At 69.5% G+C, this 21,725-nt stretch carries 19 protein-coding genes; 17 read left to right on the forward strand and 2 right to left on the reverse strand.

Going from position 1 to position 21,725, the window contains the following annotated elements; translation table 11 throughout:
• Positions 1–272: 272 nt before the first annotated feature.
• From AB3X07_RS00480 to AB3X07_RS00520, 9 genes are all read left to right on the forward strand, one after another.
• A complete protein-coding gene (locus AB3X07_RS00480; protein ID WP_369941761.1) occupies positions 273–2,666 on the forward strand; it encodes a TonB-dependent receptor in 2,394 nt (797 codons plus the stop codon).
• 388 nt (positions 2,667–3,054) lie between these two features.
• Positions 3,055–5,325, forward strand: coding sequence for a TonB-dependent receptor (locus AB3X07_RS00485; RefSeq protein WP_369941762.1), 2,271 nt, complete (start codon positions 3,055–3,057; stop codon positions 5,323–5,325).
• Between the two features lie 6 nt (positions 5,326–5,331).
• Positions 5,332–5,628 (forward strand): hypothetical protein, encoded by a 297-nt coding sequence (locus tag AB3X07_RS00490; protein ID WP_369941765.1) that lies wholly within the window; start codon positions 5,332–5,334, stop codon positions 5,626–5,628.
• A complete protein-coding gene (locus AB3X07_RS00495) occupies positions 5,618–5,890 on the forward strand; it encodes a hypothetical protein (RefSeq protein ID WP_369941768.1) in 273 nt (90 codons plus the stop codon). The genes AB3X07_RS00490 and AB3X07_RS00495 overlap by 11 nt, the downstream gene beginning before the upstream one ends.
• The gene (locus AB3X07_RS00500; protein WP_369941770.1) at positions 5,887–7,434 is read left to right on the forward strand and encodes a PepSY-associated TM helix domain-containing protein; all 1,548 of its coding nucleotides are present in this window, start codon (positions 5,887–5,889) and stop codon (positions 7,432–7,434) included. Before AB3X07_RS00495 ends, AB3X07_RS00500 begins: the two co-directional genes overlap by 4 nt.
• Before the next feature lie 237 nt (positions 7,435–7,671).
• A complete protein-coding gene (locus AB3X07_RS00505) occupies positions 7,672–8,853 on the forward strand; it encodes a sensor domain-containing diguanylate cyclase (RefSeq protein ID WP_369941772.1) in 1,182 nt (393 codons plus the stop codon).
• A gap of 9 nt (positions 8,854–8,862) precedes the next feature.
• Complete coding sequence (locus AB3X07_RS00510; RefSeq protein WP_369941774.1) at positions 8,863–9,192, forward strand: hypothetical protein; 330 nt, start codon at positions 8,863–8,865, stop codon at positions 9,190–9,192.
• Positions 9,193–9,437: 245 nt separating this feature from the next.
• Positions 9,438–9,989: a hypothetical protein gene (locus AB3X07_RS00515; protein ID WP_369941776.1), complete on the forward strand. Its 552-nt coding sequence runs from the start codon at positions 9,438–9,440 to the stop codon at positions 9,987–9,989.
• A gap of 184 nt (positions 9,990–10,173) precedes the next feature.
• A complete protein-coding gene (locus AB3X07_RS00520; RefSeq protein ID WP_369941778.1) occupies positions 10,174–10,701 on the forward strand; it encodes a hypothetical protein in 528 nt (175 codons plus the stop codon).
• 40 nt (positions 10,702–10,741) lie between these two features.
• Here AB3X07_RS00520 and AB3X07_RS00525 read toward each other — a convergent pair whose 3' ends face one another.
• Both AB3X07_RS00525 and AB3X07_RS00530 read right to left on the reverse strand, forming a co-directional pair.
• Positions 10,742–12,406 carry a carboxylesterase/lipase family protein gene (locus AB3X07_RS00525; RefSeq protein ID WP_369941780.1) on the reverse strand — a complete coding sequence of 555 codons (1,665 nt, stop codon included), beginning with the start codon at positions 12,404–12,406 and terminating at the stop codon, positions 10,742–10,744.
• 186 nt (positions 12,407–12,592) lie between these two features.
• On the reverse strand, positions 12,593–13,726 hold the full coding sequence (locus tag AB3X07_RS00530) for an alpha/beta hydrolase (RefSeq protein WP_369941782.1): 1,134 nt from the start codon (positions 13,724–13,726) through the stop codon (positions 12,593–12,595).
• 235 nt (positions 13,727–13,961) lie between these two features.
• On the opposite strand from AB3X07_RS00530, the gene AB3X07_RS00535 reads away from it, so the two are divergent.
• The 8 genes from AB3X07_RS00535 (at position 13,962) to AB3X07_RS00570 (ending at position 21,637) form a co-directional block, all read left to right on the forward strand.
• Positions 13,962–14,786: a 2-keto-4-pentenoate hydratase gene (locus tag AB3X07_RS00535; protein ID WP_369941784.1), complete on the forward strand. Its 825-nt coding sequence runs from the start codon at positions 13,962–13,964 to the stop codon at positions 14,784–14,786.
• 37 nt (positions 14,787–14,823) lie between these two features.
• Entirely contained in the window at positions 14,824–15,816 is a 993-nt protein-coding gene (locus AB3X07_RS00540) for a TRAP transporter substrate-binding protein (RefSeq protein WP_369941786.1), read from the forward strand.
• A gap of 10 nt (positions 15,817–15,826) precedes the next feature.
• Entirely contained in the window at positions 15,827–16,345 is a 519-nt protein-coding gene (locus tag AB3X07_RS00545; protein ID WP_369941788.1) for a TRAP transporter small permease, read from the forward strand.
• Position 16,346: 1 nt separating this feature from the next.
• On the forward strand, positions 16,347–17,630 hold the full coding sequence (locus AB3X07_RS00550) for a TRAP transporter large permease (protein WP_369941791.1): 1,284 nt from the start codon (positions 16,347–16,349) through the stop codon (positions 17,628–17,630).
• Between the two features lie 121 nt (positions 17,631–17,751).
• Positions 17,752–18,810: a LacI family DNA-binding transcriptional regulator gene (locus AB3X07_RS00555; RefSeq protein ID WP_369941794.1), complete on the forward strand. Its 1,059-nt coding sequence runs from the start codon at positions 17,752–17,754 to the stop codon at positions 18,808–18,810.
• A gap of 392 nt (positions 18,811–19,202) precedes the next feature.
• The gene (kduI, locus tag AB3X07_RS00560) at positions 19,203–20,057 is read left to right on the forward strand and encodes a 5-dehydro-4-deoxy-D-glucuronate isomerase (protein WP_369941796.1); all 855 of its coding nucleotides are present in this window, start codon (positions 19,203–19,205) and stop codon (positions 20,055–20,057) included.
• Between the two features lie 64 nt (positions 20,058–20,121).
• Positions 20,122–20,877, forward strand: a complete 756-nt coding sequence (gene kduD / locus AB3X07_RS00565; protein ID WP_369941797.1) for a 2-dehydro-3-deoxy-D-gluconate 5-dehydrogenase KduD — start codon at positions 20,122–20,124, stop codon at positions 20,875–20,877.
• Between the two features lie 103 nt (positions 20,878–20,980).
• Positions 20,981–21,637 (forward strand): RpiB/LacA/LacB family sugar-phosphate isomerase, encoded by a 657-nt coding sequence (locus tag AB3X07_RS00570; RefSeq protein ID WP_369941799.1) that lies wholly within the window; start codon positions 20,981–20,983, stop codon positions 21,635–21,637.
• The last annotated feature ends 88 nt before the right edge of the window (positions 21,638–21,725 follow it).

A 21,725-nucleotide genomic window follows, 5' to 3' on the forward strand; every position in this document is an offset into this window, starting at 1 on the left:
CAGGCGGCGCCGATGTCCGCCCGGAGCGGAACAGCCCCGATGCCGAAGAACGCGATGACCACTCACCGTTGCCGCTTGCGAACCCGGAGCAGCGGAGCATGGTCGGCGATAGGCGAGCAGACACGCCGAGCGTGGTCAAGCGTTCGCGCTGAAATCGGGATGCAATACATGTGACATATCGTGCCGCGCTACGCCATATCATGGCGCGCCGTCGCGGACTGTTGCGCAAGCCGAACGGAATCGTCATCCAGCGCCCAAAGGAAAAATCCCCAATGTTGTTGCATCGCTCTGTCTCCGCGCGCCGCCCGGCCGCGCCTGCCCCGCGCCCGCCCGCTGCCCTGGCCCGCAACCGCCTGGCGCAGGCCTGCGCCGGCTTGCTGCTGGCCTCGCTCGCCACCGCGGCCATCGCCCAGGATGCGGCGCCGTCGCTGGTCGGCAGCGCGCCGCCGCCCGCGCGCGCGGCGACCGGCGATGCGGCGACCTCGCTGGACACCATCACCGTCACCGCCGAGCACCGCGAGCAGAACCTGCAGGAGGTGCCGGTGTCGGTGGGCGTGGTGCAGGGCGATGCGATGCGCAACTACACCGCCGGCGGCGACGACACGCTGCTGGCGCTGTCCGGCCGCGTGCCCAGCTTCTACGCCGAGACCACCACCGGGCGCATCTTCCCGCGCTTCTACATCCGCGGCCTGGGCAACATCGACTTCTATCTCGGCGCCTCGCAGCCGGTGTCGATCATCCAGGACGACGTGGTGCTGGAACACGTGGTACTGAAGTCCAACCCGGTCTACGACCTGGACCAGGTGGAAGTGCTGCGCGGCCCGCAGGGTTCGCTGTTCGGCCGCAACACCACCGCCGGCATCGTCAAGTTCGACAGCATCAAGCCCAGCGACGACTACAGCGGCCGGCTCAGCGCCAGCTACGGCAGCTACGGCACCACATCGCTGGACGGCGGCTTCGGCGGCCCGATCAACGATGTGCTGTCGTTCCGCCTGTCGGCCTTGTACCAGCACCGCGACGATTGGGTGGACAACACCTACAGTGGCCTTAGCGCCGACGGCACGGTCACGCCGGAGAAGGACGCGATGGGCGGCTACAACGATCGCAACGCGCGCCTGCAGTTGCTGCTCAAGCCGAGCGAGAACTTCTCGCTGCTGGCCTCGGCGCATACCCGCGACTACGACGGCACCTCCACGCTGTTCCTGCGCAATGCCATCACCAAGGGCTCGGACAAGGTCGATGTGCCGCGCGATCAGGTCGCCTACGACGAGGCGCACGACAATCCGCAGGCCTACAAGACCCACGGCGGCTCGCTCAAGGCGGTGTACGACTTCGGCGGCGTGTCGCTGACCTCGATCAGCGCCTACGAGACCACCTCCGGCTACAGCCGCGGCGATACCGACGGCGGCGCGGCGGCGAACTATCCGGTCAACGGCGTGCCCAACGGCTACGGCCAGTCGATGGGCCAGGTGCGCGACCTGGACCAGTACACGCAGGAACTGCGTCTGGCCAGCGAAGGCGATGCGCCGTTGCAGTGGCAGGCCGGCGCGTTCTACTTCGACGGCAAGGACACCACCGACTTCTACCAGCGCGCCTACTTCCTGCAGACCGCCGCGCGCAATCCGAACAACTGGGTGCGCCTGCGCAACAGCAACACCTCCTGGGCCGGTTTCGGCCAGCTGACCTACAAGGTCACCGATGCGCTGACCCTGACCGCCGGCGTGCGCCAGACCCGCGACAGCAAGGAGACCAAGCTGCTCAAGACCGCCGACACCGCGGCCGGTGTGGTGACCTACCGCGGCCGCCGCGACGTGCGCATGGCCGACACCCAGCCGAGCTGGGATTTCAGCGCGATGTACGCGATCAACGACAACGTCGGCGTCTATGCCAAGGTGGCGCGCGGCTTCCGTGGCCCGACCATCCAGGGCCGCTCGGCGGTGTTCAACGCCGACTTCACCACCGCCGATTCGGAAACCATCCTGTCCTGGGAAGCGGGCATCAAGAGCAGTCTGTTCGACAACCGGCTGCGCCTGAACGTCACCGGGTTCACCTATACCGTCGACGACATCCAGCTCAACGGCAACGACTCCAACGGCAACGGCGTGCTGTTCAACGCCGACAAGGCCAAGGCCTACGGCCTGGAGGCCGATCTGGATTGGCGGCCGATCCCGAACCTGGCCCTCAGCGCCGGCCTGAGCCTGCTGCACAGCGAGATCCAGGACAAGCGCGTGTACGCGCAGGTGTGCGGGCTGAACGGCGTGGTGGTGTGCACGGTGAACGATCCGACGATCAAGGTCGGCGCCAACACCTTCGCCCAGATCGACGGCAATCCGCTGCCGAACGCGCCCACCTACAACGTGAACCTGGCGGCGCGCTACGACATCCCGGTCGCCGACGGCGGCGCGTTCTTCGTCGCCACCGACTGGAACAAGCAGGGCAAGACCAACTTCGTGCTGTACGACACCGCCGAGTTCAAGTCCAACGGCAACTTCGAGGGAGGGCTGAAGCTGGGCTACAGCGGCGACTACGGCGCGTGGGAAGTGGCGGCGTTCGCGCGCAACATCACCAACGAGAAGAACCTCAAGGGCGTGATCGAGAACTACATGGCGGCGGTGTACAACGAGCCGCGCATCGTCGGTGTGTCGGTCGACGTGCATTGGCATTGATGCGTAAAGGCCGGTAGTCCGGCAACGCGGCTTCGGTTGGCCGAAGCCGCGATGGCGCAACCCGTCGGCAGGTTGCGCCATCGCACCTGCGCTTCTGTAGGAGCGGCTTCAGCCGCGACAGCATCCATCGATACTTTCTGTCGCGGCTGAAGCCGCTCCTACAGAAGGCAACGCTCGCTTTCCGGAAAGCGGAGGAGAGCCCCCAGGGTGAATTCCGCCGTGGCCAACGCGGCGCCCCATGCCCGCGGACACCGGGATACGCCGCACGAATATGTAGCCGCGATCTTCACACTCTGTTAAAGTCCGCGCCCAGCGCTGCCGGGTCCGGCAGCCAGGCACAGCCATCGCCATGCCTCCGTTCGATGTTGCATTACACGGAGCGATGCGCGTGCGGGTCCATTTTCTTCCTTTGTCTGTGTCCATCGCCGCGGCCCTGGCCAGCCCGGCGCACGCCTTGGCCGCCGACGCCGCCGATCCCACCACCCTGGACCGCATCGTTGTCACCGGCGAGAAGCGTCAGCGCACGCTGCAGGACACCAGCAGCAGCGTGGCGGTGACCACCGAGGCGCGGATCGAGCAGGAAAACCTGCAGAACCTGTACGAGGTGCTCAACCGCACCGCCAACGTGGCGCAGAGCTACGGCGATACCGGCTTCACCATTCGCGGCATCCGCGACATCGACGGCGGCGGCGATGCGCCGCTGACCACCATCTACCTGGACGGCGCGGCGCTGCCGCGCAATGCGACCAGCTCGGCGCCGCTGAGCCTGTGGGACCTGCAGCAGGTGGAGATCCTGCGCGGGCCGCAGTCCACGCTGCAAGGCGAGAACGCGCTGGCCGGCGCGGTGATCCTGCACACCGCCGAGCCGACCATGACCTGGGAGGGCAAGGCGCGCGTGCTGGCCTCCGACCCGTCCGATCGCACCCTGGCCGCGGCGTTCGGCGGCCCGTTGCTGGCCGACGAACTGGCGTTCCGCACCTCGGTCGAGCAGCGCAGCTTCGATGGCTACCTGTGGAACGACACGCGCCAGGCGTCCGACGACGCGCAGCACGCGCTGACCTATCGCGGCAAGCTGCTGTGGACGTCGTCGGCGATCGCGGGCCTGCGCGTCCAGCTCGGCTACACCAAGGCGCACCGCACCGGACCCTACCTGTACGTGTACCTGCACAGCGACGAACCGGGGGCCCTGGCGCGCCGGGTCAACCACGACAACGTCCCCAACCGCAACCGCACCGACAGCGACATCGCCACCCTCAACGTCGACTACGCCCTCAACGCGGCCTGGTCGCTGTCGGCGGTGACGGCGTGGAACCAAGTCGACCTCGACAGCACCTGGGACGGCGACCGCAGCGCCGCGCAGATCGCCGATGCCAGGCGCGTGAACAGCACCCGCACCACCTCGCAGGAGCTGCGCCTGAACTACGACGGCCAGGCGCTGGAAGGCTTGTTCGGCGCGTATTGGGCCAGGCATCAGACCGACGACGATCTGGTCAATCGGCTCAACGTGAACACGCCCCTCGCCACCATCACCCGCCTGCTGCGCGGCGCCGGCTTCCCGGCCGCCAACGCGGCGGCGATCTCGGCCGCCTATGGGCGCGCGATGCCGGTGATTCCGGTGCTGTACGTCAGCGCGGCGCCGACCACCTCGGAGAACCGCGCGCTGTTCGCCGACGGGCAATGGCATGTCGGCGGCGGTTTCTCGCTGATCGGCGGCTTCCGCTACGACCGCCAGCGCTACGAGATGGCCTCCAGCACCGATGCGACCTTCGTCGGCACCTATCCGAGCGCGGCCAGCTTCGCCAGCCCGGGCACCGCGCTGTACCAGGCGATCAATGCGATCAACGCCGGCGTGGCCGGGATCGTCGATGCGGCCAGCGGCGAGGTGCCGAACAACGCGCGCGACTTCAGCGCGTTCCTGCCCAAGGTCGGCGTCCGCTACGCATGGAGCAAGGACCTGGCCGCCAGCCTGGTGGTGCAGCGCGGCTACCGCTCCGGCGGTTCCAGCTTCAACACCGCGCGCAGCCAGGCCTTCGCCTACGACCCGGAATACACCTGGAACTACGAGGCCGCGCTGCGCTCGCAGTGGCTGGACGGGCGCCTGAGCGTCAACGCCAACGCCTACTACATCGACTGGAAGGACAAGCAGGTCTTCGCCTTCTTCGGCCTCAACGACTACGACTACAACACCATCAACGCCGGGCGCGCGCACCTGTACGGCTTCGAGCTGGAGGCCAGTCACCGGCTCGGCGAGGGATTCGACTGGTATGGGTCGCTGGGCTATTCGCGCACCCGCTTCGACGAATTCAAGACCGTGGCCGGCGCCGAGATCACCGACTATGCCGGCCGCGAGTTCGCCTACGCGCCGCGCTGGACCGCGGCCGTGGGCGCCAACTGGCGCTTCGGCGGCGGCTGGGTCGCCAACCTCAACGGCAACTTCCGCGACAGGGTCTACACCGATATCGGCACCGATGCGCCGCAGCTGGCCTCGCGCACGCTGGTCAACGCCAAGTTCGGCTACGAGACCCTGGACTGGAGCGCCTGGGTGTTCGCAAACAACCTGCTCGACCGGCAGTACCTGCAGTATCGCTGGACCGACCAGCCGATCGTCGTGCTCGGCGCGCCGCGCGTGGTCGGGATCGGCTTCGAGATGCGCTGGTAGCCACCGATGAGCCCGCACGCGCCGCTCACCGCCGTGTACCTGCTTGCCGCCGCGTTCGCGGCGCTGGCGTTCTACCTGGCCACCGCGCACCAGCGCCTGCGCCCGCGCTGGCGCCGCCACGCGCGCGCGCTGCGCGTGGCCGGCGCGGCGCTGAGCGCGCTGGCGCTGGCCGCGGCGATCGCCGCGCTCGGCGTCTGGGCCGGCACCTTCGCGGCGCTGAGCGCGCTGATGCTGGGCGCCACCGTGCTGCCGTACCTCGACGCCTGGCGTCAGGCGCGCGGAGGCCGTGCCGATGTGGGCTAGGTGGCTGGCGGCGATCGTGCTGGGCCTGCCGCTGGCGGTGGGCGTGGTGGGGCTGTGCGTGCTGCTGTGGCCGGGTGCGCTACAGGTGCATACGCTGCCCTGGCTGCTGCTGATGTTCCCGCTGTGGATCGGCGCGATGGCGCTGGCGTTCGTGTTCCGCAGCGGCGCGCGCGCCTGGCTGTGGCTGGGCGCGGCGACCCTGTTGTGCCACGCCGCGATCTACGCGTTGAAGGCCGCCGGCATCGTGCAGGTGGCGGCATGAAGGCGGCGACCCTGCGCCAGTTCCTCGCGGCGCATAGCTGGATGGGCCTGCTCGCCGGCATGGCCTTGTTCATCGCCTTCTACGCCGGCGCGATCACCGTGTTCTCGCACGCACTCAACGACTGGCCGCGCCCGGCCGCCGCGGTCGCGCCGCCGCCGCAGAATCCCGAGCAGGCGGCGCAGGCGCTGGCCGATGCGGTGCTGGCGCGGCATCCGGCGCTGGCGGCGTCGTTCACGCTGAACCTGCCGGGCGAGCATGGGGCGCAGCCGCGGCTGCTTGCCTATGGGCCGGCGGCGCAGCCGTTCGGCGGTATCGTGCAGTTCCAGCCTGGCGCCGACGGGCGGCCGGTGCAGTTGCCGCAGCGCAGCGGGTTCGTCGATTTCCTGTACGACCTGCATTTCACCGCAGGCTTGCCGCGCACCTTCGGCCTCTACCTGTTCGGCGTGGTCTGCATCCTGTACGGCCTGGCGCTGGTCAGCGGCGTGGTGCTGTACGCGCCGGTGTTCCTGAAGGACCTGTTCGCGCTGCGGTTGGGGCGCAACGTCAAGCGCTTCTGGCAGGACGCGCACAACGTGGTCGGCATGCTGTCGCTGCCGTTCCACGTGATCTTCGCCTGGTCCGGCGCGGTGCTGGCGCTGGGCGTGCTGTTGCTGGCGCCGTTCCAGTACCTGGTGTTCGACGGCAAGCTGATGCAGGTGCTGGAACCGGACCTGGAACTGGCGCCGCACGCGCAACCGGCGCAGCGCGCGCTGCCGCCGCTGCCGGTGGCCGAATTGCTGGCGCGGGCGCGCGCGGCCAACCCGGGATTCGTGCCGGAAAGCCTGTCCTTCCACGATGCCGGCGATGCCAATGCGCGCGTGGAGATCTATGGGCATCAGGCGCAGCGCCGGCTCAATACGCTGGCCGGCGTGGCCATGGAGGCGGCCACCGGCAAGGTGCTGCGGGTGCTGGCGCCGCAGAGCATGTCGCCCGGTGTGGCGGCGCTGCGCGGGTTGCAGGCGCTGCACTACGCCAATTACGGCGGCGCGCCATTGCAGTGGCTGTACTTCCTGCTCGGCCTGGGCGGCGCCTTCCTGTTTTACAGCGGCAACCTGCTGTGGGTGGAGGCGCGGCGCAAGCGGCGCCAGCAGGCGCAGCCGTGGCGCACGCATGTGCTGGCGCGGCTCACGCTCGGCGTCTGCCTGGGCTGCGTGGCCGGGGTGTCGGCGTTGTTCGTCGCCGCGCGGCTGTTGCCGCCCGGGCAGGAACGCCACGTGTACTACGCGGTGTTCGCGCTCGGCGTGGCCTGGGCGCTGCTGCGCCCCACCGCGCGCGGCGCGTACGAGCTGCTGCTGGCCTGCGCCGTGCTGACCGCGCTGGTGCCGCTGGCCGGGTTGCGCGGCGCCGAGGGCTGGGTGGCGCCGTGGAGCAGCCCGCTGCTGCTGGCGGTGGACGGCTGCGCCCTGGCGCTGGCCTGGGTGTACTGGCAGATCGCGCGCGCGACCCGCCACCGTGGCCGCAACGGCGATCCCAACAGCGTCTGGGCGCTGCCGGCGAAGGCCTGAACCCGGCGCGGCGCGGGCACCCGCGCCGTCATTGCGCGCCGGCCCGCGACGGCGCCACGTGCCGCATCGCGCGGGCAGCGGCCTGCATGCGCGGCGGCGGAAAAGTGGACATTCCCGCGCCGGTGCTTTCTCATGTACGCGGAAGTCGAAGTCTGCAGCGTTGGCGCTGGGTGGCGCACGGCGGGTTTTGTGACCGTCTCCACCTTCAGCTCCGCGCCGCTGCGTACAGGGGATCGCATGCACCAACGCTACGAAGGACCGCCCGACCCCGTGTCCGGCGAGGCCTACGCCAGGCAGTTGCGCAACGGCTTCGCCGCGTTGCGCTTCGATCCGCCGCTGGAACAGGCCTACCGCCGCTACATCGCCTCGACCATGGGCTTCGCGCAGCGCGTGGCCGCGTCGCTGGGCGTGCTGATCGCGCTGGCGCTGTTGACCTGGGATGCATGGCATTTCGGCTGGAGCGGCAGCACCGGGCTGGTCGGCTACGCGGTGGCGATCCGCGCCGCCACCCTGCTGGCGCTGCTGTGGGTGGCGGTGTCGATCCATCGTGCGTCCACGCACGGGCCAGGGCGGGCGGCGCTGCTGCTGCTGGTCGGCGGCACCGGGCTGGTGCTGTCGAGCATCGGCTATCCGCCGCAGGAATTGCGCTATGCCGCGGCGGTGATGACGCTGGTGATCGTCGCCGGCTTCTTCCCGCTGGGCCTGGCCTTGTGGCAGAGCGTGGCGGTGGCGCTCGCGTTGTGCGCGATCAGCGCCGCCGCCGCGCAGCTGTTGCTGGACGGCCCGGCGCGCGACGCCTACCTGCGGCTGCAATGGTTGCTGTGGGCGGCGGTGCCGATCGGCGCGGTCGGCGGCTACCTGCGCGAGCATTCGCGTCGCGAAGGATTTCTGCAGCGGCGGGTACGCGACGACGAGGCCTTGCGCGATGCGCTGACCGGCCTTGGCGATCGCCGCCGTTTCGAAGAGCACCTGGCGGTGGCGCTGGCCGAAACCCGGCGCCTGCAGCGCGGATTGGCGTTGATCCTGGTCGAACTGGATGGATACGCCGCCTTCGTGCAGCGCTACGGCGCGCAGGAGGCCGATCGCGCCGTGGTGGACGTGGCCGAGGTGCTGCAATGCCTGCTGCGGCCGATGGACGTGACCATGCGCATCGAGGCCGATCGCTTCGCACTGGTGCTGTACGACGCCAGCGGCGCGCACCTGCGGCAGGTGGCGCCGGCGTTGCGCGACATGGTCGAGCTGCTGGCGATCGCGCACGCCGACATGGCCAACGAACAGCTCGGCGTCAGCGTCGGCGCCCTGCTCGCCACGCCCGCCGACACCGCTGCAACCCTGATGCAACGTGCCGAGGACTTGCTGCTGCGCGCGCGCATCGGCGGCGGCAACCAGGTGGTGCTGGCCGAGGACACGGGTTGGTAGGACCGTCGCGTGAGCGTCGGTCGGGAGCGCATTACGCTGGCGACCGTGGATGGGTTGGTGTCCCGCGCAATGGCGCTTTCCATGCAGACGAGAAAAATCGCGCTGCTCCTTGTGATGGTGGTGGCAGCGGTGGTGCAAGGATGCGTCGGTTTCGACCTGCTCCCGCCCAACCCGGTGTCCAAATCCATCGACCGCAACGACGATGCCGACCGCTTGCGCGAGAAGATGCAGCAGGCGGAACGCGATGCGGTGATGCGCGTGCGCCGGATGGAACACGCCTGTGAGCCGCCCGATGAGCCGATGCAGCGGGACTACGCGTATTCCATGTGGCCGATGTAGCCAAGATTCCCGATGCGTTCTGTACCAGCAAGGCGGCGCAACAACACTGGCAGCGCGGACCGGTGCAAGACGCATGGCACGCACGCAGCGGCGACGGCCGTCGAGCATGGGCCGTCGAACATGCCGACGCGGCAGCGAAGCGGGTGAGTGCCAGCATCGGCGACGTGCTGGCGGCTGGTAGCGTCCCCATGCGCTGCCATGCCATGCTGGTGAGACGGGCATCGTGGTGGAGGTGAAGGGTGCGCTTGGTCAAGCTGTCGACGCTTCTTTTGCTGGAGTCTGTGATCGCGACGGCCATCGCCTTGCATGGCTATCTCGGGCTCATGGCGTTGCCGTCGAACCCGGTGTCGGACTACTTGCGCTACGGTTCCGACGACGCCGACGAGATGCGCAATCGACTGCAACGCAGCGGACTTGGCGGGGTCACGCATATACGCAGCGTGCTCCACGCCTGCAAGTCCATCGGATTTCTCGACGGCTTCGCCTACACCTATATCGTGGATGTCGCGAAAATTCCCGATGCCTACTGGACCAGCGCCGCCGCGCGGCGTCATTGGCATCGCGGTCCATTCCAGGACGTTACGGAGCAGCGCATTTTGGAGGACGCGAGCCGGCCCTGGGGAGCGATACCGAGATGCCATAGGGCTCCTTCGATGAATTCATCGCGTTTCGTGGTCACCTTCCTGTACGACGAATCGGGCCATCTTGGTCCGCGAACCCCGTCTTCCAAGGGAGCGGGGGTGATGGCCTACGATACGCAGACATCCACGCTCTACGTGGACTACTCCGGGAGTTGACGCTCCTGCGTGGACGCGGCCTGCATTGCGACGGCGTGATCGAGGGCGGCGACGCCATGCTGCTGCAACGCGCACGCATCGGCGGCGGCGACCAGGTGGCGCTGGCCGGGGACACGACGGGTAGCGCTGGGCGGTGCGGCATGCGAGGGTAGCGGGTGTGGAGAGCGTTTCGCCGAGGTGATCGATGCGTCTGCTCAAGCCGTTGCGGGTTCTCGCGCTGTGGTTGGTGATCCCCTTGGGGGCGATCGTGCAGTTGCAGACGGCCGGCATGATGCTGCACAGCTACAAGGCTGTCGGCGCAATGCGCGATCAACTGCGGCGCAGCGGGCTGGACCAGGTCACCTCCCTGCGCGGGATACCGCAATTCTGCGAGGACGTGGGATTTCTCGATGGATTTTTCTATTCCTATGCCGTCGATGTGGCGAGGATTCCCGATGCCTACTGGGCCACTGCGGCCGCGCGGCAGCACTGGCAGCGTGGTCCCTTCGACCTCGCCAAGCAGTTCGAGCTGGAGCACTGGGCCGAACCCGAATCCCCCCTGATTAAAGGTTGCCCCACGTTTCCCGTGGCAACGTCCTCGCGCTTCGTGGTCACCTTCTTTTTCAGCGAATCGGACGAACTTGGCCCGCAGACCGAGTTCACCAAGGGCGCGGGCGTGATGGTCTACGACACCCGGACATCCAGGCTGTACTGGAAGTACTCCGGCTCGTAGCAGAGGGTCGTGCGGATGCCGTGGATGACGGCGAACCGGCTCACAACGTCCCGCGCTGCACGAACGGCACCTGCTGATAGAGCCGGCGCTCGCCGCCGCGCGGGTCGTGCGCCAGGCGGCTGTCGGTATCGAACAGCATGGTCTCGCGCCGCGCCAGCGAATACGGTGCCCAGTGCGGCAGGCCGGCATGGTTGGGATCGCCATGGCGGGCGAAGGCGAGCAACGCCTCGCTCATCACATCGGCCATGCGCTGCGCCTGCGCACCGTCGCCGGTGCGCGACCCGGGCTGGCGGATATTGTCGAACACCAGCGGGATGTCCAGGGTGTGGAAGGCGCCGAACTTGCCGCCGTCCAGCGGCGAACCCCAATCCAGTTGATAGGCCCAGGTCGGCGCGCCCTGCCGCGCGCGCGCCTCGGCTTCCTCGATCGCGCCGCGCCACGAGCGCCCGGCGGTGGTCGCGGCGAAGAACACCTCGCTCGGCGTGTAGTGCGGATACAAGCGCCGGTATTCGGCGATCACCACCTGCGGCAGCAGGTCCACGTATTGTTCCTGCTCCAGTTTGGCCGGCAGCGTGTCCCAGGTCAGCGCGAAGTTGGCTGGATCGTTGCCGAGGAAGGCGCGGGTCTCGTCGTGGGTGTTGCCGATCACCATCGGGATCCGCGCCGATTGCCGTGGTGCGTCCGGCCAGAACGGATGCCGGTGCAGCGCCTGCGCATCCAGCACCGGGCCCAGGTACAGGGAGGTGTTCTCCACCCGCGATGGATCGCGCATGCGCGTGGCCTCGAGCAGGCGCTGCATGGGCAGCGTGCGTAACGCGTCCAGGCGCGCGGGATCGAGTTCCAGCGCCTGCAGCAGCACTTGCGCGCGCTGCGTGGCCGCGCGCGGCCCGGCGGCGGTGACCTGCTGGCCGCTCATGGTCCAGGCGCGATGGAACAGGCCCTGCGCGGCCGGCATCGACATCAGCGTGGCGATCTTGGCGCCGCCGCCGGACTGGCCGAACACGGTGACGTTGCCGGCATCGCCGCCGAACTCGGCCGCGTGCGCGCGCACCCACTGCAACGCCTGCACCAGGTCCAGCTGGCCGACATTGCCGGACGCTGCGAACGCGGCGCCGCCGAGCTGCGCCAGGTACAGGTAGCCGAAGGCGTTGAGGCGATGGTTGACGCTGATCACCACCACGTCGCCGCGCCGGCACAGGCGCGCGCCATCGTACAGCGGGTCGCTGCCGGAGCCGTTGTTGTAGGCGCCGCCGTGGATGTAGAACAGGATCGGGCGTTTCGCGCCGTCGCGCAGGCCGGGCGTCCACACGTTGAGGAACAGGCAGTCCTCGCTGACCGGCTCGAGCTTGAGTTGCGGCGCGGACGCGGCATAGCCGCTGCAGTCGCGCACGCCGCGCCAGGGCGCTTCCGGCAGCGCCGGCTGGAAGCGGCGCGGCGCGGTGTCGGCGCCGTAGGGGATGCCCTTGAAGACCTGCACGCCCTGGTCGCGGTCGCCACGGATGCGGCCGCCGCGGGTGCGCGCCAGCGGCGCATCCGCCGCCGGGCGTGTGGCCGCGGCCGCGGCGGCGCCGAGGGGCAGGGCACCGCCCAACGCCAGGGCGCCGAGCGCGCTGCCGTGCAGGAAGCGGCGCCGGCCATGGTCGGCGGGGGCTATCGGCGCGCCAGTGGCGGATGCGCTTGGTGGCGGGAAGGCGGGCGTCTTCATGCGTGGCGGAGTCCGAGTGCGAGCGTGGCCGGTGGCGGGCGATCGCCCGCGGCGGCGGAAAGGGGCGGCCGGGCGCGGTCCGGCAAGGTGGTTGTGCCGCCCGGCGGTACGCGGTGCGGCCGGGAGGGATCCACATGCGCGTGTCCGCTCATCGGGTGCGGCCTGTGGCGTGCGGCATCGCGGCGGTTAGCGCGCAGGGGCGATCGGTGGGATCGGTGCCAGCGCGTCCGCCCCGCCCTGCACGCTGCGCATCCAGGCCAGCGCCAGCGACGGCCAGGCCGCCAGCGGCAGCCCGCCGATCCCGCGCGTGCCGAAGCCGTGGCCGCCATGCGCGAACAGATGCAGTTCCGCCGGCACCCCGGCCTGGCGCAGCGCCGCGTAGAACAGCAGGCTGTTCTCCACCGGCACCACGCGGTCGTCCTGCGCATGCACCAGGAAGGTCGGCGGCATCGCCGCGGTCACGCGGTTCTGCAGCGAATAGGCGGTCATCGTGGCGGCATCGGGGTGTTTGCCGAGCAGGCGCAGGCGCGAGCCGGTGTGCGCGGCGGTCCCGCTGCCCATGTCGATGACCGGATACAGCAGCAGCAGGAAGTCGGGCCGCGCGCTGAGCCGGTCGATCGCGTCGCGCGCCGGGTAGACGCGCTCGTCGTAGCGGGTGCCGAGGCTGGCGGCGACATGCCCGCCGGCGGAGAAGCCGATCGCGCCGACGCGGTGCGGGTCCACGCCGTAGTCGGCGGCGCGTGCGCGGATCAGCCGCAGCGCGCGCTGCGCGTCGGCCAGCGGCAGGTCGCGCTGCGCCGCCGCGTCCGCGCCGGCGGCCTCGGCGTCGGGCAAGCGATAGCGCAGCACGAACAGGGTGATGCCGGCCTGTTCGGCGAAGATCGGCAGCAGGGCGGTGCCTTCCTTGTCCAGCACGATGCGCGCATAGCCGCCGCCGGGCGCGACCAGCAGGGCGCTGCCGTTCGGCGTCTTCGGCCGGTACACCACCAGATAGGGTTGGTAGCGGCCGCTGATGCTGCGGTCGGGCAGCGCCGGATCGTCGCTGCGCTCGACGATGCGCGCCTGCTCCGGGCCTGGCGCGGCACCGGGGGCAGGGCCTGGCCACAGCGGGATGCGCGCCGCCTGCTCGGCGGCGGTTTCGCTGCTCGGGTGATCGGCTGCCAGCGCGGGACCGGCAAGGCCAAGCGCCAGTGCCAGCAACGCGCCCAGCACGCCGAGCCGGCGCTGGCGCCAGGCCCGGCCCTGCCGGCCGCCGTCGTCGATGCTGCCGTCGGCCGCATCCGCAATGCCGCTGCGTCCCGTTGTCGTCGTGTTCCGCATCCGTCGCCCTCCCAGGTCAAGGATGTGCAGCTAATCCGCTCGCACGGCACCGCGCAAGCGATGGGTACGCAGAACGGGGGAGGTCACAGCGCTTGCGCGAATCCCCCATCCCGAATGCCCAATCCCGGCTTTTTGCCGCACCGCACATTGCCAATGACACCGGTTTACCATATACAACTGCGCAATGCGCTGTCGATGCGCGATGCAGCAATCCCCCGATCCCACTCTTGCGGAGATGCCCTTGAGCACTCATTCCGGCCCTTCGGATACGCCACCGTCCGCGTTGGCCGACATCGCGGCCCGCTTCGTCCAGGCCCGCCAACAGGGCGCTGCGCTGCCTGCGTTCCCCGGCACCATTCCCGACGACCTGGAGACCGCCTATCGCGTGCAGGACCTGGCGATCGAGCAGTGGCCGGACCGGGTGGTCGGCTGGAAGGTCGGCTACATCGCCGCCGAACGCCGCGACCATTCCGGCGACGAACGCCTGCTCGGCCCGATCTTCGCGCGCAACCTCTGGGATGCTACCGGTGGAACAACCGACATCCCGGTCTTCGCCGGCGGCTTCGGCGCGGTCGAGGCGGAGTACGTGATGCGCCTGGATGCGGACGTGCCGGCCGATCAGCTGCACTGGACCCCCGAACAGGCCGCGCAGGTGCCGTCCACCCTGTTCATCGGCGTGGAAGTGGCCAGCAGCCCGCTGGCCACGATCAACCAGTTGGGGCCGCGCGTGGTGATCTCCGACTTCGGCAACAACAACGGCCTGCTGCTGGGGCCGGAGGTCGCCGACTGGACCACGCTGGACGAAGCGGCGCTGCTGGCGGAAACCTGGATCGAGGGCCAGCGCGTCGGCGCCGGCGGTGCCACGCTGCTGCCGGGCGGGTTGCGCGCGGCGTTCGCGTTCGCGCTGGCGCGGTCGGCGCGGCGCGGCCGGCCGCTCAAGCGCGGCGACCTGATCGCCACCGGCAATGCCACCGGCATCCACGACATCGCCATCGGCCAGCACGCCACGATCCGTTTCGAGGGCTACGGCGAATTGCAGTGCAGGGCGGTCGCGGCCTGAGCCGCGGCACGCCGACCAACGCGCGGGAGGGCGCAGCATGATCACTCGTAGAGGTTTCCTGGGCGCAGGCCTGGCCGCCGCCGCCGCCGCGCCGCTGGGCGCGCTGGCGCAGGCCGGCGGCGGCGGCCGGCTGCTCACCGCCACCGACGTGCACGTGGCCGACTACCCCACCGTGGAGGCGGTGCGCTGGTTCGGCCAGACCCTGGAGCGACAGACCGGCGGACGCCTGAAGCTGCGCCAGTACCACTCCGGCCAGCTCGGCCGCGAAGCCGAGGCGATCGACATGGCCCGCTTCGGCGCCATCGACATCACCCGCGTGTACTCCGGCGCGCTGAACAACACCTTCCCGCTGACCCAGGCGCTGTGCCTGCCGTATGTGTTCGACTCGGTGGCGCACCTGCGCCGCGCGATCGACGGCCACGTCGGCGACAGCATCCTGGCCAGCTTCGAGCAGCGCGGCCTGGTCGGCCTGGCGATCTACGATTCCGGCGCGCGCTGCTTCTACAACACCAAGCACCCGCTGCACGAGCCCAAGGACCTGCACGGGCTCAAGCTGCGCGTGGCGTCCTCGGACATCTTCCTCAAGCTGATGCGCATGCTCGGCGCCAACCCGACGCCGATGTCGCTGGGCGAGACCTTCTCGGCGATGGAGACGCACATGATCGACGGCGCCGAGAACAACATGCGCAGCTTCCAGTCCAGCCGCCACTTCGAGGCCGCCCGCTACTGGTCGCAGAGCGAACATTCCTATGCGCCGGACGTGCTGGTGATGTCGCGGCGCAGCTTCCAGGCGCTGTCGCCGGGCGACCGCGCGCTGGTGGTGGAGAGCGCGCGGCAATCGGTGGCGGTGATGCGCCAGCTGTGGGACACCTCCGAGGCCAAGGCCCGGCAGGACGTGATCGACTACGGGGTGGAGCTCAACACCGTGGACATGCCCGCCTTCCGCAAGGCCGCCGCGCCGCTGCTGGCCGAGTACCGGCGGCAGCCGGAGATCGAAACCCTGTACCGCCGCATCCGCGATTTCGCCTGAGGCCATCCCCATGACCGACCCCGCCCTCGCCGTCCCGGTGGCGCCGCTGCAGCGGCTGCTGGACCGGATCGCCCACCTCGCCATCGGCATCGCCGCCGCCGCCCTGCTCGGGCTGGTGGTGGTGCAGGGCTGGCAGGTGTTCACCCGCTACGTGCTCAACGATTCGCCGAGCTGGACCGAGCCGGTGACGCTGCTGTTGCTGAGCACCGCGATGAGCCTGGGCGCCGCCGCCGGCGTGCACACCCGGCGTCATTTCGGCTTCTTCCTGCTGGCCGAGAAGCTGCACGCGCACCTGCGCCGCGGCATCGACCTGCTGCGTCCGCTGCTGATCGTCGCCATCGGCGCGGTCATCGCCTGGTGGAGCGGCGTGCTGCTGCTGGACGGGCTGGACATCAAGATGGCCGGCGCGCAGTTGCCGCAGAGCATCAACTACCTGCCGCTGGCGATCGGCGGCGCGCTGATGAGCGTGTTCGCGCTGTACCAGGCGTGGCAGGTCCTGCGCCCGGCCACTGCCGAAGGAGTGAACTGACATGGCCATCGCACTCCTGCTCGGGCTGTTCGTGCTGTTGCTGTTGATCGGCGTGCCGGTGGCGTATGCGCTGGGCGCCGCTGCGCTGGCGACGATCCTGTACCTGGACCTGCCGGCGATCGTGCTGGTGCAGCAGATCTCCGCCGGCAGCGGCTCGGCGTCGCTGATCGCCATTCCGCTGTTCATCTTCGCCGGCGAACTGATGCTGCGCGGCGGCATCTCCGAACGCCTGATCGCGCTGGCGTCGTCGCTGGTCGGGCGCATGCGCGGCGGCCTGGGCCAGGTCAGCGTGCTGTCCTCGCTGTTCTTCGGCGGTGTGTCCGGTTCGGCCATCGCCGACGTCTCGGCGGTCGGCGGCACGATGATTCCGCAGATGATCAAGCGCGGCTACGACCGCGACTACGCGGTCAACGTCAGCATGACCGCGGCGCTGGTGGCGCTGCTGGTGCCGCCCTCGCACAACCTGATCCTGTTCTCGGCCGCGGCCGGCGGCGGCCTGTCGATCGCGGACCTGTTCGCGGCCGGCATCGTGCCGGCGCTGCTGATGACCGCGGCGATGATGATCACCGGCTATGCGGTGGCGCGTTCGCGCGGCTACGGCACCGAGGCGTTCCCAGGCTGGCGCGCGGTGGCGCTGCGCCTGATCGGCGCGCTGCCGGGCCTGGGCCTGGTGGCGCTGATCTTCGTCGGCATCCGCGCCGGCATCTTCACGGCGGTGGAGAGCGCGGCGATCGCGGTGGTGTACGCGCTGCTGGTCACCGCGCTGCTGTACCGGCAACTGCGCTGGGCCGAGTTCTTCGCCGCGGTGACGCATGCCGCGCGCACCACCGGGGTGATCCTGTTCGTGATCGCCACCGCGGCGGTGTTCGGCTGGCTGCTGGCCTACCTGCAGGTGCCGGCGGCGGCGGTGCACCTGCTGCAGTCCATCGCCCACAGCCAGCACACCGTGCTGCTGATGATCGTGGTGATGCTGCTGCTGCTGGGCATGTTCATGGACCTGGCGCCGAAGATCCTGATCTGCACGCCGATCTTCCTGCCGGTGGCCAAGGCCTACGGCATCGACCCGATCCACTTCGGGTTGGTGATGGTGCTGGCCGGCGGCATCGGCCTGATCACCCCGCCGGTGGGCTCGGTGCTGTTCATCGGCACCTCGATCGGGCAGATCACCGTGGCCCAGAGCATGCGCACGATCTGGCCGTTCTGGCTGGCGGCGCTGTGCGTGCTGCTGATCGTGGCGTTCTTCCCGGAACTGTCGCTGTGGCTGCCGCGCGCGCTGCGCGGGTGAGCCATCGCCGCGTCGCCGGCGTCGTGCGCCGGCGGCGTCGATTTCCGCCAATTCCGCCATCGCGCGTGGAGTGAACATGACTACCGGTAGAATCCGAGCTCTTCCGTCCGGTCTTCCGTCCATGGCGCCGAGCAAACCCACCCCGTCCGATGTCCACGCGTCCGTCCATGGCAAGGCGGCGACGATCAACGACATCGCGCGTTTGTCCGGGGTGTCGAAGAAGACGGTGTCGCGGATCATCAACAACTCGCCGTTGGTGCGCAAGGACACCCGCGAGAAGGTCGAGGCGCTGATGCGCGAGGTCGGCTACGCGCCGGACCCGCTGGCGCGCGGACTGGCGTTCCGCCGCTCGTTCCTGATCGGCATGGTCTACGACAACCCCACCGCGCAGTACATCGTGGACATGCAGTACGGCGCGCTGGACGCGCTGCGCGGCTCCAGCTTCGAACTGGTGGTGCATCCCTGCGACAGCCGCAGTCCCGGCTACATCGAGGGCGTGCGCCGCTTCGTGCAGCAGCAGAAGCTGCACGGGGTGATCCTGGTGCCGCGCGCCTCCGAGGACCAGGCGCTGGCGGACATGCTCGCCGGCATCGGCGTGCGCTACACCCGCATCGCCTCGCTGCCGCTGGACGCCACCTCGCAGATGGTGGTCACCCACGACCGCGACGGCGCCGCCGAGGCCGCCGACTACCTGCTATCGCTGGGCCACCGCGACATCGCCCTGATCACCGGCCCCAGCGCCTACCGCTCCGCGCACGAGCGCACCGCGGGCTTCATCGATGCGCTGACCCGGCGCGGCATCGAACTGCCGCCGGAGCGCATCGTCGAGGCCGGCTACACCTTCGAATCCGGCGTGGCCGCGGCCGAGAAGCTGCTGCTGGGCAAGCGCCGCCCGAGTGCGATCTTCACCGGCAACGACGAGATGGCGGCCGGCGTGTACAAGGTCGCGCTGCGCGCCAACATCAACATCCCGCGGCAACTGTCGATCATCGGCTACGACGACAGCCCGCTGGCCTCGCGCCTGTGGCCGTCGCTGACCTCGGTGCGCCGCCACACCCGCGACACCGGACGCACCGCCGCGGCGATGCTGATCCAGCCCGAAGGCACCCCGGCGCTGGCGATCGCCAGCGTGCGCCCGCACCTGATCGTGCGCGACTCCTGCCAGCCGCCGGAGGATTGAAGCCCCTCTCCCGCCGGGAGAGGGGTTGGGGTGAGGGTCCGGCGCGAAAGCGACGCGCGGAGTTTGGGCACACGAGGCTGCGCCCGTCCCCTCATCCGCCCCTGCGGGGCACCTTCTCCCGACGGGAGAAGGAAGAGCCGAGCCCCTCTCCCATCGGGAGAGGGGTTGGGGTGAGGGTCCGGCGCGAAAGCGACGCGCGGAGTTTGGGCACACGAGGCTGTGCCCGTACCCTCAACCGCCCCTGCGGGGCACCTTCTCCCGATGGGAGAAGGAAGAGCTGCGTGCACGGTTGCACCTCATTTCGTGCACTGCGCAATGACACCGGTTAACCAGAGTGGCTAGAATGTCGCTCCTGCGGGCTGCGGCAAGCCCTGCTTGCTCCGGAGATCCCCATGTCCCTGTACTGCAAGACCCACTACGCCACCCATCCCGACGCGATCAAGGGCGCCAGCAACGACCAGTTGCGCGAGCTGTACCTGCTCGACGGCCTGTTCGTGGACGACGCGGTCACCCTCAAGTACACCCACTACGAGCGCTTCGTGCTCGGCGGCGCGGCGCCCGTGGGCAAGACCCTGAAACTGCCCGTGCAGACCGAACCCGCGTCGGCCGCCGGCCACCCGTTCCTGGAGCGGCGCGAGCTCGGCGTGATCAACGTCGGCGCCGGCGCCGGCACGGTCACCGTGGACGGGACCGCCTACGCACTGGGTCCGAAGGACGGCCTGTACGTGGCGATGGGCAGCAGCGAGGTGAGCTTCGCCTCCGACGACGCGGCCACCCCGGCCCGGTTCTACTTGGCCTCGACCCCGGCGCATGCGCGTTTCGAAACCCGGCAGCTCTCGATCAAGGACGCCGTGGCGCTGGATCGTGGCGCGCTGGAGACCAGCAACGAGCGCACCATCTACCAGTACATCGTGCCGGCCACCTGCCAGTCCTCGCAGTTGCTGCTGGGCCTGACCGTGCTCAAGCCGGGCAGCGTGTGGAACACCATGCCGCCGCATCTGCACGACCGCCGCAGCGAGGTCTATTTCTACTTCGACCTCGGCGCCAACGACCGCGTCTATCACTTCATGGGCGAGCCCGACGCGCAGCGCCATCTCGTGGTGCAGAACCAGGAAGCCGTGGTGTCGCCGCCGTGGTCGATCCACATGGGCGCCGGCACCAGCAACTACGCCTTCATCTGGGCGATGGGCGGCGAGAACCTCGACTACACCGACATGCACGTGCTGGACATCTGCCAGCTCAAGTAGGCGTGCGCGCCACCGGCGCCGCGCCGTTCCATCGCATCCGCATCACCCTCAGGGAGCATCCGCAATGACGAATCCGTTCAGTCTCGAAGGCAAGGTCGCGCTGGTCACCGGCGCCAACACCGGCCTGGGCCAGGGCATCGCGTTGGCGCTGGCGCAGGCCGGCGCCGACATCGCCGCCGCCGGCATCCAGGCGCCGACCGAGACCGAGCAAAAGGTCACCGCGCTGGGCCGCCGCTTCGTCGCCATCGAGGCCAACCTGATCAGCATCGAGCCGGTGCAGCGCATCCTCGACGAGACCCTGGCCGGGCTCGGCCGCCTCGACATCCTGGTCAACAACGCCGGGCTGATCCGCCGCGCCGACGCGGTCGATTTCAGCGAGCAGGACTGGGATGACGTCATGAACGTCAACATCAAGTCCGCGTTCTTCATGGCCCAGGCCGCCGGCCGCCACTTCATCGCCCAGGGCCGCGGCAAGATCATCAACATCGCCTCGATGCTGTCGTTCCAGGGCGGCATCCGCGTGCCCTCGTACACCGCCAGCAAGTCCGGCATCGCCGGCATCACCCGCCTGCTGGCCAACGAGTGGGGCGCCAAGGGCGTCAACATCAACGCCATCGCTCCGGGCTACATGGCCACCGACAACACCGCGCAGCTGCGTGCCGACGCGGCCCGCAACCAGTCGATCCTGGACCGCATCCCGGCCGGGCGCTGGGGCGTGCCGGAGGACCTGGGCGGCACCGCCGTGTTCCTGGCCAGCAGCGCCTCGGACTACGTCAACGGCACCGTGATCCCCGTCGACGGCGGCTGGCTCGCCCGCTGACGCCGTTCCTTCTCCCTTCGGGAGAAGGTGCCCGAAGGGCGGATGAGGGTACGACCACCGCCGACCTCTCCTAACCAAACCAATCCCCCACCAAAGGACCCCCATGAAAATCGCACTAATGAATGAGTTCAGTCAGGCCGCCAAGAACCCGGTGATCCTGCAGCAGCTCAACGACGTCGCCGCCGCGCAGGGCCACAGCGTGTTCAACGTCGGCATGGACGGCGACAACGACCATCGCCTGACCTACATCCACCTGGGCATCTGCGCCGGCCTGCTGCTCAATGCCAAGGCGGTGGATTTCGTGGTGGCCGGCTGCGGCACCGGGCAGGGCGCGATGATGTCGCTCAACGCGCACCCGGGCGTGTTCTGCGGCTACTGCATCGAACCCACCGACGCCTACCTGTTCGCCCAGGTCAACAACGGCAACGCGCTGGCGCTGGCCTTCGCCAAGGGCTACGGCTGGGGCGCGGAAATCAACGTGCGCTACATCTTCGAGAAGGCCTTCGGCGGCGAGCGCGGCATGGGCTATCCGGCCGAGCGCCGCGAATCGCAGCAGGCCAATGCCGGCATCCTGACCCAGGTCAAGCAGGCCCTGGCCAAGTCCTACCTGGACGGCCTGCGCGCGCTGGATCCGGAGCTGGTCAAGCAGGCGGTCGGCGGCGAGCGTTTCCAGCAGTGCTTCTTCGCCAACGCGCAGGACGCGGAGCTGCGCGCCTTCGTCGCCGGCGTGCTGGGCAAGCCGGAAGCCGCCGCGGCCTGATCGCATCAAGCCCCTCTCCCGCGGGAGAGGGGTTGGGGTGAGGGCCGAATGGTTCGACCAATCTGCACCGCGTCCCTATCGCCTCGCC

It is taken from the genome of Xanthomonas sp. DAR 35659 (assembly GCF_041242975.1).
Classification (GTDB): Bacteria; Pseudomonadota; Gammaproteobacteria; order Xanthomonadales; family Xanthomonadaceae; genus Xanthomonas_A; species Xanthomonas_A medicagonis.

Coding starts and splice junctions, on each gene's coding strand:
- kduD (WP_369941797.1), top strand. CDS start 20,122: ATGACGAATCCGTTCAGTCTCGAAGGCAAGGTCGCGCTGGTCACCGGC.
- AB3X07_RS00550 (WP_369941791.1), top strand. CDS start 16,347: ATGGCCATCGCACTCCTGCTCGGGCTGTTCGTGCTGTTGCTGTTGATC.
- AB3X07_RS00495 (WP_369941768.1), top strand. CDS start 5,618: ATGTGGGCTAGGTGGCTGGCGGCGATCGTGCTGGGCCTGCCGCTGGCG.
- AB3X07_RS00555 (WP_369941794.1), top strand. CDS start 17,752: ATGGCGCCGAGCAAACCCACCCCGTCCGATGTCCACGCGTCCGTCCAT.
- AB3X07_RS00570 (WP_369941799.1), top strand. CDS start 20,981: ATGAAAATCGCACTAATGAATGAGTTCAGTCAGGCCGCCAAGAACCCG.
- AB3X07_RS00490 (WP_369941765.1), top strand. CDS start 5,332: ATGAGCCCGCACGCGCCGCTCACCGCCGTGTACCTGCTTGCCGCCGCG.
- AB3X07_RS00505 (WP_369941772.1), top strand. CDS start 7,672: ATGCACCAACGCTACGAAGGACCGCCCGACCCCGTGTCCGGCGAGGCC.
- AB3X07_RS00525 (WP_369941780.1), bottom strand. CDS start 12,406: ATGAAGACGCCCGCCTTCCCGCCACCAAGCGCATCCGCCACTGGCGCG.
- AB3X07_RS00520 (WP_369941778.1), top strand. CDS start 10,174: ATGCGTCTGCTCAAGCCGTTGCGGGTTCTCGCGCTGTGGTTGGTGATC.
- AB3X07_RS00530 (WP_369941782.1), bottom strand. CDS start 13,726: ATGCGGAACACGACGACAACGGGACGCAGCGGCATTGCGGATGCGGCC.
- AB3X07_RS00500 (WP_369941770.1), top strand. CDS start 5,887: ATGAAGGCGGCGACCCTGCGCCAGTTCCTCGCGGCGCATAGCTGGATG.
- AB3X07_RS00480 (WP_369941761.1), top strand. CDS start 273: ATGTTGTTGCATCGCTCTGTCTCCGCGCGCCGCCCGGCCGCGCCTGCC.
- AB3X07_RS00535 (WP_369941784.1), top strand. CDS start 13,962: ATGCCCTTGAGCACTCATTCCGGCCCTTCGGATACGCCACCGTCCGCG.
- kduI (WP_369941796.1), top strand. CDS start 19,203: ATGTCCCTGTACTGCAAGACCCACTACGCCACCCATCCCGACGCGATC.
- AB3X07_RS00545 (WP_369941788.1), top strand. CDS start 15,827: ATGACCGACCCCGCCCTCGCCGTCCCGGTGGCGCCGCTGCAGCGGCTG.
- AB3X07_RS00540 (WP_369941786.1), top strand. CDS start 14,824: ATGATCACTCGTAGAGGTTTCCTGGGCGCAGGCCTGGCCGCCGCCGCC.